We start from the raw sequence: 11,531 nt of genomic DNA, 5'->3' as shown, positions 1-11,531 counted from the left end.
CGCCCCCAGAGACGTGCCGCCTCGACATCTGGCTCTTTCGTACGCGTTTGACCAAGTCTCGCCGTGAGGCTCAAACCCTGATCGGTAAGCGGAAATTACGCCTGACCCGCGCGGGTGAGACGACCCGTGTGACAAAGCCTCACTTTCAAGTTCGCGCTGGCGATCAGCTCTCTTTCATGCGCCATAAAGGGCTCGTTCACGTTGAAATGATCGCGCCCGGCACGCGGCGCGGCCCCGCACCGGAGGCCCAAACACTCTATCTTGATCTTACGACTGAGGACGCGCCGCAGACTCGTAGTAAGATATAACGTATTCGGGCGTCTTAATTCCAAAGGAGCACGTTCGTGCCATTGACGCCGGACGTTAGATCAGTTCGTTCATGCCACTCTTATTCCACATCGTTCTTGCCTTAGGCGTCGTGCATGCTTTTTTACTGATTGCCCTATTAACGCGTCGGATTTCTGAAAATCCATTCGGGTTTTTAAGCCTCATCGTCACATTATGCGCTGTGACACTCATCATCATTGAAGAATGGGTTGTCAGCAGTGGGGCGTGGCAGCGCTACCCCAACATATTGCGAATTTCAGCTTGGATGCCGTTCCTGATAGGCCCCGGAATCTGGGGTTTCGTCAAATCCTTGGAAAGCCCCGATTTAAGGCTTCGCTACCTCATTCACTTCGTGCCCGCACTTTTTGCCCTTACATTGTTTCTGCCCTTTTATGCGCAAAGCGGCGACGCCAAAATCGCTGCGGTTATGAATACGCATTCCATTCCAATTTCTGTGTCTTTGTTGGCAGTCGCAAAAGCCGGATCACTCTTTGCCTATTTCATTTACGTTAGAGTGCGATTGGGTCAGTTCTCACCATCGGCTCGCCAACGGAAATTGGTCCGATATGCGAGTTGGGCTTTGAACGCAGTCATTGTCTTCATGATGATTATCGCGATAGCCTTCTCTGCTGAGCACGTTGTTAAGCGCCTCCCAGTGTCATCGGACTTGGCCGGAGCCCTTGGGCTTGGGGTTTTTGTGTTTTTCTTTTCACTCATCTCGATTGCGAATTGGTCCGATTTCACCACGCAAAAAGAGCCTCCAAACCCAAGTCGGAATGAACCGCAAGGTCCCCGTGTTGAGCTTTTAGACGATGCGTCGACAGAGGCCGTTTTCAATGAGATCAGCAAGACTGTCCATGAAACCGAAATGTACAAGATCGCAGGATTGCGCATGACGGATCTCGCCGTGCATGTGGGAGTCGCCCCGCATTACATATCTTATGTCGTCAACACTGTTACCGGTCGCAATTTCAATAGCTGGTTGAATGGATTGAGGGTCGCCGCCGTGCAACAAGACCTTAAACTGAACACCGAGTCCACGCTGTTGGATGTCGCGTTCGACAATGGCTTCAACAGCAAGGCTTCGTTCAATCGTGCCTTTCAAAAAGAGTTAGGCTTGTCTCCGTCGAAGTATCGAGATTATTTGTCTCAAATTATAAAGTAAGGCGACGGGAGTGGTCGTCTGGCTATGGCCGAGTTCATCTAACGAACTGGAGCCAACCTAATGAAAACCCCTCACCCCTTTCTCATACCGCTAATCTTGGTGGCCGCAGCTATGACGGCCTGTGCCTCTCCAGCCGAAACACCGCAGCCCGTTTTTCACTCAACCAAAGACGTTTTCCACGATCCAGTTCTTCCATTCGAGATTATGTCAGGCTCCATCACAATTGCCGGAGACGTTCATCGTGCGCCGGGATCCAACCCTCATGATGTCATGATTGTTATTGGTGGCTCCGGTTCTCACTTAAGAAGTGATGTGGCGCCTGCCATTCCGATGTTTCTCAATGATGAGGTCGCAGTTGCGATTTTTGACAGACGAGGCTCTGGCTCATCCACTGGAACTTTACAGACCCCAGGAACCATCAACAGCGAATGGCAAATCCCAGTTTTGGCCGATGATGTTTCGGCTGTCGCCAATTCGCTTTCAGCAATGGGTTTCGAACGAATCGGGGTTGTGGGTAGCAGCATGGGCGGATGGATATCAATTGCTGCAGCGGCTCGGAGCGATTTGATCGACTATGTTGTGGCGATCAATGGCGGCGCCAGTTCGGTTGCAGTTTCAGACGCTTTTGATTCTCTGACAAACCAAGGATTGAGCATCGATCAAGCAATTATTCAGCTCGACGGTGTTTCTCTTTCCAAGAGCTACTCTCCTGAAGCCGACTTGGCCCGGATTGATCAACCTATCTTATGGATCATGGGAGAACTAGATGACAGCAACCCAACCCAGTTGGACTTAGAGGTTGTTGAACGCTGGAAGCAGAAGGGCAAACGTTTCCAGACCATTGTGATTGATGGCGCAGATCACAACTTCATCAACGTAGAGACTGGAGAACCTAGTCTGGCGTGGTTGCAAACTGTTTCTGAGTTTGCGCGTATCGAAGGTGGACAGTGAAATACTTGCGCAATCGGGACCATACCGGTTGCGCCCGGCACGCGCCAAGGCCCCGCGCCGGAGACCCGAACACTCTATCTTGATCTCACGAATGAGGACGCGCCGCAGCCGCCCGGTTGACACGCTCTCGCCTCGCCGCCAAAGCGCCGCCCATGACTTACATCGTCAAAGACGAATGCATCAAATGCAAGTTCATGGACTGCGTCGAAGTCTGTCCTGTCGATTGCTTTTATGAAGGCGAGAACATGCTCGTCATTCATCCCGATGAATGTATCGATTGCGGCGTTTGCGAACCGGAATGTCCGGTCGATGCGATCGTACCGGATACTGAGGATGATCCAGACGGTAAGTGGTTGGAGATCAACAGCAAATATGCCGAGCTGTGGCCGGTCATCACGGTCAAAAAAGAGCCGCCCGATGATCGTGAGAAATATGAGGACGAGACAGGTAAGTTCGAGAAATATTTCTCGCCAAAGCCTGGAACTGGCGACGAGTAAGACGCATGAAAAGTCCGCTGAGACGCCTTCTCAAAAGCGATCCGTCTTGGCCCGACGCTTTTGAGCGTCATGTCACGCGTCTGCGACCGCTTGTATCCGCTCAGAATATCTCATTTCATCATATTGGCAGCACAGCCGTATCAGACCTAATTGCCAAGCCGGTTATCGACATACTCCTTGTCGTTCCAAACCTTCCGGACTTGGTCAGTGAATCCAAGCGGTTCGAAGAGCAAGGCTACGACGTGCGTGGCACATATGGTATTGAAGGGCGCCATTACCTAAAATTCCCAAACACTCATTTGAATTGCGCGGCGAATATCCATGCCTTCGAAATGGGGGCGCCAGAAATTGACCGTCACTTGAGATTTCGAGATCGACTACGTCTCAACTCTGAACTCAGGGATGAATATTCGGCTCTAAAGCAGGAACTCTGCCGTGGATCGGATACGATTCCACCACATTATCAGAGCGGGAAAACCAGCTTCATTGAGAAAGTTCTAGCAGACTCCATTGAAGAAATACGGCTCAAATAGCATCACTGGACGTGAGGAACTGTCACGAGAGTCGCATCCGTGACAAATTTGTGTTATACTGTAGTCACACACGGCGTTGAGTGTCCCATATTGGGACGTTCGCGCCGTTGTTTTTGGCAACAACGCTTTTCGAGCAGGCTCCACACCCCTTACTTCTGATAAAACAAGGCATCCACTTTATGGCAACGAGAAAAAAATCCAGCTCAAAAAAGAAGAAGAACGTCAGCTTTAAAGTTGGTCAGCACATCATCTATCCGGCGCACGGCGTTGGTGAAGTGATTGGCATTGAGCAAGAAGTCATCGCCGGCTTCGATATTGAAGTTTACGTTGTGAAGTTCGAGCAGGACAAAATGACCTTGCGCGTTCCAACGTCTAAAGCTGGCAATTCTGGCATGCGCGCGCTCTCAGATGATCTAATCCTGAAAGACGCCTTTACGACGCTGAAGGGCCGCGCCCGCGTTAAACGCACTATGTGGTCACGCCGTGCGCAGGAATATGAAGCGAAAATCAATTCCGGCGATCTGATCCTTGTCGCCGAAGTCGTTCGCGACCTGCACCGCACCGAAGCCCAACCTGAGCAGTCCTACTCTGAACGCCAACTCTATGAGCGCGCTTTGGACCGTATGGTTCGGGAAGTGGCCGCGATTCGTCGCAGCTCGCGTGATGCCGCCATGGAAGACATTATCGACACGCTAACCAAGGCACGCACCAGGCAGGCAGCCAAGGCGGCGAAGACTGCCGAAGACGCAGAAGATAATGACAATGATGACAGTGAGGCTGCTGCATAAGCGCCAAGCTTGAGTTCAGACCAGATCGGTCAAACTGTCAATGTGATAAGGCCCTCGCTTGTTCGGGGGCCTTTTTACGTTCAGAGGTAGAGCTTATCGCGATGTGGAGTAGACGATGACGCTAAGGCTCAGTTCCATCATGCAGAGTTTGATAGGCCTTACCGGAGCTTCGCTTTTGGCCGCTTGCGGGGGTGGGGGAGGCTCTTCAACACCACAGAGTGTGACGCCAACGCCCACAACACCACCCTCCTCGCAAAACAATGTATGGACGCAGGGTCAGTTCGCAGCCGCTTCGTCTTTCAAAGATCTCTGTGCTACCCCGAGGGCGGGTAGCGATGCCAGCGGGACGGCATTCCCAGATCGGTCCGGCATACTGTCCGATGAGTTGTTCTGGCTTCGGTCATGGTCGGATGAAACCTATCTCTGGTACAATGAAATCACCGACCGAAATCCGAACGACTTCACAACGGCTCTGTCCTATTTCGATGAACTCCGCACCACGGCGACGACAGCCAGCGGCAATCCCAAAGACCGATTCCACTTCACCTATGACAGCGCCGATTGGCTGCAGTTGACAACATCTGGCGCAAGTGCGGGATATGGAGCCGAGTTCTCACTGATCCAGTCAACACCGCCGCGTGACATTCGCATCGCTTATGTCGAAGCCAATACGCCAGCGACCAATGCTGGGTTGGTCCGGGGCGTTAAACTGATCACCGTTGATGGCGTCGACGTCCAGACTGGTTCAAATACGATTGCACTAAACGCTGGGTTATTTCCGGAGGCGGCGGGTGAGGTCCACACATTCGTCATTGAACGCTTAGACGGAACGCGCGAGACGATCAGCCTCACCTCTCAGATCATTACTGAAGACCCAGTCAATGTTGTGTCGACCTTCGACCAGAATGGGCGAACCTATGGCTATGTCCACTTTACGACCTTCTCTCCGCGGACAGCAGAAGAGGCGTTGTTCGACGCGTTTGATCAACTCCAAGCCGCCAATATCGATGATATTGTGCTCGACCTTCGTTATAATGGCGGGGGCCTGCTCACGATTGCGTCGCAACTCTCCTACATGATTGCTGGCCCTGCCCAGACAAACGGGCTGAATTTCGAGACCTTGCAGTTCAATGATAAGGCGGCTGGGACGAACCCAGTCACCGGCCAGCCGATCGCGCCGACCCCCTTTTACACGACGGGTCGCGGCTTAACGGTCCCTCAATCACGACAGGCGCCGTCAGTCTCTAAACCACGGGTATTCGTTCTGACCACAGGCCGATCCTGTTCGGCCAGCGAAGCGGTAATCAACGGTCTTCGCGGCATCGATGTCGAGGTCATTCAAATCGGCAACCGCACTTGCGGCAAGCCCTACGGCTTCTACGCGACGGATAATTGCGGGACGACCTATTTCACGATCCAATTCCGGGGCGTGAATTCTAAGAACTTCGGCGATTATGCTGACGGGTTCGCGCCTGGACAGGCTGTTGGGACCATCGGTGGTGTGATGCCGGGTTGCCGTGTCAGCGATGATTTCACACGCGCGCTCGGCGATCCCACCGAAGCGCTTCTCTCAACGGCTGTAGCCTATGCGGAAACCGGGTCTTGCCCGGCAGGTACTGTTCCGCAGGAAAAATTCGTCGGCGACGCCGCACAGAAAACAGCATCCGACCCTGAGTTGGATTTGATGAATGATCCACGGCTACAAGCGCGGGAGATTGCGCGGACTCGGCGGATTAATCCGTAATGCTGCTTAGGGTCACCTGCTTCGCGTTGGCGACATGTCTGCTGGGTTGCGTAACCCAGACCGACAAGATGGACAGTGCAATCTATAGCGCGACCCTGACCGATCAGCCGGACAATGCGACGCGAGACCTGATCCGCACCTATGTGTTCGACACGCTCGGGCCTGACTATATCGTTGACGTAGGAACGCTGACACGAACGGACAGATTGACGGCGCAGGATCGCGGACGAGGATCCGCGATTGGTCAACCAGTTTTAGTGCCCGACGTAGTTTTCCGACTCGAACTCACCGAGACTGAGCAGGGTTCAATCTGCCGATTAGTTCCTGATGCCCAAGTGGGTGATGCACCCGTTCTACTGTTTCCGCCCGATATTCTCTGTCGGCGCTTACCCAATGAAATCTAGCTCAGCACTTCGATCCGGGCGGGATGACTGGCCCAGATCATGGGACCGTTTGTCAGCTCAATCCAGCCCCGGACACGAACCTGCGCGCCTTCCAAGCCAATAGGATCGAGTGTTTTAAACCGTTTCCGGTGTTTCTTGGCGACGGCGACAGTAAAATCCGTGCGGTAGTCAGCACCAAAATTGAGATAGGCGCGGCCGCGCACATCAGCCGTGCTCGTCACAATGCCTTCGACTAGCTGCAAACTATCGACCTTTTGAGCGAGGCTATTCGGGTCCGGGTCGCGCACAGCGTAATCAGTATGACTCCACAGCCCGCGTCCTTGCTCCCGCGCCTCCCGTTCAATCGAATATAGCGTCGCCGCGTCTATTTCCTCATCCGGCCATGTATAGACCCGCGCTAGGCCGAGCCGGATCAGTTCAGCTTGCACCCATAAATCCTGCAGCCCGTCAGGCGCGAGCGTGTGAACTTGCGCCAGCGCTCGGTCATAGCGGTCACGTGTGTCGCCGCCATATGAAAGCCGCACGCGCCGTCCACGCAAAAGCCCAGACAGACCCTCGCGCGCTTCGCGGCCCCAAGGCTCAGATCGCTTGGGTGTCATGATGCCGGCCAAACGGACCTGTAGACCAGAGGCAAGCGTCACCGTTTGCCCGCTAGATACGGATGCGACCTCATCCACCTCACCTGATTTCAGGTCCGCCGCGCGTAAGGCACCTGAGAGAGTCCCGGACAGTGCCAAGGCCGCTCCAGCGCCACCGATCAGCCCGGCTCGGCGTGTGATATGAGGGACGTTCGCCACAGAGGGATGCTACGCTTCGCTTACGCCACTGTCGAATCCGACTTGGCGTTCTGCGCGCCCTTCGCTAGTTCGGGCTCACGATCCCGTAGCTCAGTCGGATAGAGCACCAGATTCCTAATCTGGGGGCCGGTGGTTCGAATCCACCCGGGGTCGCCAATTCAAATGGTTAGTTTAGCGGCGTGTTTTCACCCAGGGGGCCATGCGTTTCAGCACGTCATCACGGTCGGTAAAGTGATGTTTCAGCGCCGCGCCGACATGCAAAAAGATTAGAGCAATGAAGAGTTTAGCTCCGATTTCGTGCAGGAACTTGAACCGCTCTGCCGAGGCCTTGGACTCAGACACGCCCGGCATATCTGGCAGAGTCATCAGGCCATAAATTACGGTCGGGATCGGTAAGTCTGACGCACTAACCATGGCCCAGCCTAGCAATGGCATCGCGAACATCAGTGCGTAAAAAGCCCCATGCATAAAGTGGCTGGCCCTACGCTGCCAACCCGGCATGGCGTCGGGCAGAGGCGGTGGTCGATGACCGAGTCGCCAGAGCAAGCGAGCGAGCGATAAAACCAAGACCGTCATCCCAATGCTCTTATGCCACTGATAGATGGCGAAGCGGTTGGGCATCCACTCTTGCGTCATTAGCAGACCAAAAAGGATCAACCCGATAATCAGCAGCGCAATCGTCCAGTGCAGGACGATTGCGACTTTATTATATCGGACCGACAAAGACCTACTCGTCTTTCTGGAATTCAACTTCCATGACCAGATCAACATCGTCACCGACGAGTGGCGCATAGAGATCAACACCAAAATCCGACCGCTTCAGTTTGCCCGTACCAGACAGACCAAACATGTCGGTCCCGCTGCGCGATTTCCCGATTTTATTGATCGTGCCTTCAAAGCTGATCGGACGCGTAACGTCTTTGATGGTCAGGTTTCCGGTAACAATACCATGGCCACCCGGATGAATTTCAACGTTGGTGCTTGCAAATGTGATGGTCGGATATGTCGCCACATCGAAGAAGTCCGCGCTTTTCAGATGCGTATTAAAGGCGTCCACATTGCTATCAATGGATGCGACTGGAATGACCACGTTAAGCGTAGAATTTTCTGGGGTTTCAGGATCGTAATTGACCGTTGCATCGAAATCACTCCAACGCAGGATTGGGCGCGAATAGCCCTGATGATCATAGGAGAACTGGATGTAGGCGTGACCCATTTCCGCAGAATACGCGCCCGCTGGCAAAGTAGTCAGGTCAACACCGGGGCCCATATCTGCCATTTCAGACTTTTCGACCTCGCCCGCCACAGCCGTGGATGGGTCAACGGCGTCGGCCTCGACACGGGGTTCAGCGTCAGCACAGGCCATCAATACCGGAAGTGCGGCCAAAATAATCAAATGTCTCATAAGTCTCTCCGTTTCACTCGCTATAGTTACGGCGATCATATGACGCCAGTTTGTCGCGAAAATGTGACCAGTCATCAGCTTTAGCGATCGTGTCCCATAGCGCGCCGATCTCTTCGTACAGCAAGGTTGCGGGGCGTTCGGTTGCGGGGCGCGGCCCTGTGGGGCTCAAAGCTGCATAGGCCGCTTTCCAGTCGCCCCAGACACTATCGGGATAATCCTGAAGCGGCGCACGGGCTGCACCACCGGACCAGTCGTGGAAAAAATTCGGCCAGCTCACCCGACTTTTGTCCAAGACATTAAATGTCAGTTTGACGAAGGCGGCACCGTCTTTGGGCATCTCAATTCGTAAACGCCGAGCCATATTCTGAACTAGCGCAGCTTCATAATTGTCAGCATAGGCTCGCAGTGCATCAATCAGCGCATCGTCCTCTTCGATCAGGGACAAGCTTTGCGCCAACTGGCCCAAATTCCAACCCATCGCTTCAGGCTGGCGAGCGAAGGCATAAAGCCCGGAATGATCGAAATAAGCCGCCGTGAACGCCGGGTCGTAATGTGGCAGGAACCGATAAGGGCCGAAGTCAAAAACCTCGCCAGTGATGTTCATATTATCCGTATTCATGACGCCGTGTACGAAGCCGGCCGCCATCCAACTCGCGACCAAGTCAGCGCTGCGGACTGCAACGGCACGCAACAAATCCGCAGGGCGGTTGATGTCAGGATAGAAGTAGCGATGGCAATAATCGACCAAAGCTTCGAGATTATCCGTCCGTCCAAAAAACGCCTGCCGCTGAAATGTACCGAAGCGAATATGGCTGTGCTGCAACCGCGTCAGAACAGCAGAACGAGTCGGCGACGGCTCGTCATGACGCTGAAGTTCCTCGCCGGTCTCAATCAGACAGAAACTGCGCGATGTGTTGACGCCGAGATGTTCAAGATAGCGCGTTGCGAGCACTTCACGCACACCGCCTAATAGGGTCAGCCGTCCGTCGCCGCGCCGTGAAAATGGCGTCTGGCCTGAGCCTTTAGTGCCAAAGTCGAGCAATCGCCCATTTGCATCCCGGCACTGCGCATAGAGAAAGCCGCGCCCGTCACCGATCTCTGGATTGTAATTACGAAATTGATGACCGTGATAACGCAGAGCCAGCGGCTCAGGCAGTGATCCCTCAAAGGGGTTGAACCGCCCAAAACGGGCGACCCAATCGATATCATTCAAGCCAAGCGACGCCGCACTATGGTCATCCGCATAGCGGAGTGTGTGTTGAGGAAACTGCGCCGGGACGACACCGTCATAGAAGTCTTCGCCGAGCTCCAATATTGACTGCTCGGGTTTGAACATTTGCTACAGACCGAGTTCCGCACCGAAATGCGTATGAACTGCCTGATACCAAGGCTCCTGACGCATACGCTCCAACCATTCGGACAGGACGGGCGCATATGAGATGTCGATCTTCGCAACGTGCTGCGGTTCAAAGGCTGCGACGAGAGCAATATCTGCCAAAGTTAGCCGATCGCCATGCAAATGCCCGTCACCACTCAAAGCCACCTCAATATGAGGTAGATTGTCAGCCAAAAACCGAAGCCCTAAATCAATTGAGGCCTGATCCGGTTCAGCCCCAACCATGGGGGCGATGAATCGGTTGAAGTTGATCCGTCCAACATTGATGCGGATGTGATGGACCACGAACTCGACCCATTGATCGATCAAAGCGGCTTCGCGCATATCTTCGGAATAAATGTCGCTGCCTGACTTGCGCGCCAGATACCGCCCAATGGCACTACTTTCCCCAATTGCCAGATCATCGTCGACCATGGCGGGCACTCGTCCAAAAGGGTTCACGGATAGGTAATCGTCGCTCTTTTGCTCCTGCGTCTGCAAATTCACCACCTTGCGCGTATAATCGAGGCCAGACGCTTCCGCGATAAAGACAGGATAGAGCGATGGGTTAGACAAAGGATGGTAATAGAGCGTGGTCATAAAATGACTTTCTAGGGTTGCGGAAGGCGAGGAAACTGATGTCGAAGAAACTCTGCGGCCTCCAGCGGAACAGTGTTGGCTTTGGGAAAAGCTTTGGCGAAATTCAGAAAGCCGTGCGGCATCGTCTTTTCATACCGATGTTCGACCTGATTGCCCGCTTCTTCCATCTTTTCATAATAGAGTTTGCCTTCGTCCCGTAAGGGATCAAGGCCACATGTCAGCACCCAGGCAGGGGGTAGCTTGTCGAGATCGTCTTCGAACAAAGGCGACACTTTCGGGTCTTTTGGATCGGCCCCAGCGACATAATTTTCCTGAATATATTTCAGGGCCACGGCACCGATTTGCAGCCAATCCTGCGGCCCTGGATTGGATGGCTTAATGTCTTGCAGCTGCATTAACGGGTAGAACAAGATCTGCGCCTTGATCTGGTCACGATAAACTTGCGCAATCCACGCCGCCATATTGCCCCCGGCACTGTCGCCGCCAATCGCAATACTGTCCGGATCAATCCCGCGAGACGTTCCGCTCCCAGAAAGAGCCCAATCGACAACTGTCTTCACATCATCCGGTGCGGCTGGAAATGGATGTTCAGGGGCCAGCCGATACTCGACCGAAAGAACCCGGCAGAGCGATGCATTGGCGAGGCGGCGAATAATGCCTTCATGCGTTTCCGTATCGCAGGTCACAAACCCGCCACCATGCGCATAGATCAGCGTCGGTCCCAGTTCAGGGATTGGGCCAAACGGCACGAATAATTTTACAGTGACGTCGTCAATTTGAAATTCGTCCTTCGAACGCACTTCAGGGCCCGGCGCATCAAAACGGCGCGTCATACGACGAAAATTATCTTGAAAGCGATCCAGAAATTGATCGTCCGGGGTCAGTTTTGAAAACTGCTCCGATACAGCCTCAGACAGAGACTCGAGAAAGGCTTTGGGGGTCATC

General features: G+C 53.8%; 14 protein-coding genes and 1 tRNA gene. 9 read left to right on the top strand and 6 right to left on the bottom strand.

Translation table 11 applies throughout. The features are described 5' to 3' along the window. The first annotated feature begins 47 nt into the window (after nucleotides 1–47). The 8 genes from QQL54_RS13470 (at nucleotide 48) to QQL54_RS13435 (ending at nucleotide 6,409) form a co-directional block, all read left to right on the top strand. Nucleotides 48–308: an Hsp15 family protein gene (locus QQL54_RS13470; protein ID WP_284391670.1), complete on the top strand. Its 261-nt coding sequence runs from the start codon at nucleotides 48–50 to the stop codon at nucleotides 306–308. A 71-nt stretch (nucleotides 309–379) separates the two neighbouring features. Continuing rightward, entirely contained in the window at nucleotides 380–1,492 is a 1,113-nt protein-coding gene (locus QQL54_RS13465) for an AraC family transcriptional regulator (RefSeq protein WP_284391669.1), read from the top strand. Nucleotides 1,493–1,603: 111 nt separating this feature from the next. Next, complete coding sequence (locus QQL54_RS13460) at nucleotides 1,604–2,443, top strand: alpha/beta hydrolase family protein (protein ID WP_284391668.1); 840 nt, start codon at nucleotides 1,604–1,606, stop codon at nucleotides 2,441–2,443. Between the two features lie 152 nt (nucleotides 2,444–2,595). Then, nucleotides 2,596–2,940: a ferredoxin FdxA gene (gene fdxA, locus QQL54_RS13455; protein ID WP_284391666.1), complete on the top strand. Its 345-nt coding sequence runs from the start codon at nucleotides 2,596–2,598 to the stop codon at nucleotides 2,938–2,940. Nucleotides 2,941–2,945: 5 nt separating this feature from the next. After that, the gene (locus tag QQL54_RS13450) at nucleotides 2,946–3,473 is read left to right on the top strand and encodes a GrpB family protein (protein WP_284391663.1); all 528 of its coding nucleotides are present in this window, start codon (nucleotides 2,946–2,948) and stop codon (nucleotides 3,471–3,473) included. Nucleotides 3,474–3,652: 179 nt separating this feature from the next. After that, on the top strand, nucleotides 3,653–4,261 hold the full coding sequence (locus QQL54_RS13445) for a CarD family transcriptional regulator (protein ID WP_284391661.1): 609 nt from the start codon (nucleotides 3,653–3,655) through the stop codon (nucleotides 4,259–4,261). A gap of 220 nt (nucleotides 4,262–4,481) precedes the next feature. Then, complete coding sequence (locus tag QQL54_RS13440; protein WP_284391659.1) at nucleotides 4,482–6,005, top strand: S41 family peptidase; 1,524 nt, start codon at nucleotides 4,482–4,484, stop codon at nucleotides 6,003–6,005. Beyond that, the gene (locus QQL54_RS13435) at nucleotides 6,005–6,409 is read left to right on the top strand and encodes a hypothetical protein (RefSeq protein ID WP_284391657.1); all 405 of its coding nucleotides are present in this window, start codon (nucleotides 6,005–6,007) and stop codon (nucleotides 6,407–6,409) included. Before QQL54_RS13440 ends, QQL54_RS13435 begins: the two co-directional genes overlap by 1 nt. Here the strand turns inward: QQL54_RS13435 and QQL54_RS13430 are convergent. Then, nucleotides 6,406–7,206: a thermonuclease family protein gene (locus QQL54_RS13430; RefSeq protein WP_284391655.1), complete on the bottom strand. Its 801-nt coding sequence runs from the start codon at nucleotides 7,204–7,206 to the stop codon at nucleotides 6,406–6,408. The genes QQL54_RS13435 and QQL54_RS13430 overlap by 4 nt on opposite strands. A 79-nt stretch (nucleotides 7,207–7,285) precedes the next feature. On the opposite strand from QQL54_RS13430, the gene QQL54_RS13425 reads away from it, so the two are divergent. Continuing rightward, a tRNA-Arg gene (locus tag QQL54_RS13425) sits at nucleotides 7,286–7,362 on the top strand. Nucleotides 7,363–7,377: 15 nt separating this feature from the next. On the opposite strand, the gene QQL54_RS13420 is transcribed toward QQL54_RS13425, so the two are convergent. The 5 genes from QQL54_RS13420 to QQL54_RS13400 are packed head-to-tail and all read right to left on the bottom strand — an operon-like array spanning nucleotide 7,378 to nucleotide 11,530. Next, a complete protein-coding gene (locus QQL54_RS13420) occupies nucleotides 7,378–7,929 on the bottom strand; it encodes a cytochrome b (RefSeq protein WP_284391653.1) in 552 nt (183 codons plus the stop codon). Nucleotides 7,930–7,933: 4 nt separating this feature from the next. Then, the gene (locus tag QQL54_RS13415; RefSeq protein ID WP_284391651.1) at nucleotides 7,934–8,611 is read right to left on the bottom strand and encodes a YceI family protein; all 678 of its coding nucleotides are present in this window, start codon (nucleotides 8,609–8,611) and stop codon (nucleotides 7,934–7,936) included. Between the two features lie 13 nt (nucleotides 8,612–8,624). After that, entirely contained in the window at nucleotides 8,625–9,947 is a 1,323-nt protein-coding gene (locus tag QQL54_RS13410) for a protein adenylyltransferase SelO family protein (RefSeq protein ID WP_284391649.1), read from the bottom strand. A gap of 3 nt (nucleotides 9,948–9,950) precedes the next feature. After that, complete coding sequence (locus QQL54_RS13405) at nucleotides 9,951–10,586, bottom strand: glutathione S-transferase family protein (RefSeq protein WP_284391647.1); 636 nt, start codon at nucleotides 10,584–10,586, stop codon at nucleotides 9,951–9,953. An 11-nt stretch (nucleotides 10,587–10,597) separates the two neighbouring features. Beyond that, on the bottom strand, nucleotides 10,598–11,530 hold the full coding sequence (locus QQL54_RS13400; RefSeq protein ID WP_284392498.1) for an alpha/beta hydrolase: 933 nt from the start codon (nucleotides 11,528–11,530) through the stop codon (nucleotides 10,598–10,600). Between the last annotated feature and the right edge of the window lies 1 nt (nucleotide 11,531).

Origin of the sequence: Algimonas ampicilliniresistens (assembly GCF_030159955.1) — a bacterium.
GTDB lineage: Bacteria > Pseudomonadota > Alphaproteobacteria > Caulobacterales > Maricaulaceae > Litorimonas > Litorimonas ampicilliniresistens.
The sequence above is the reverse complement of the archived record's forward strand: the minus strand, read 5'-3'. Positions and strand labels throughout refer to the sequence as shown.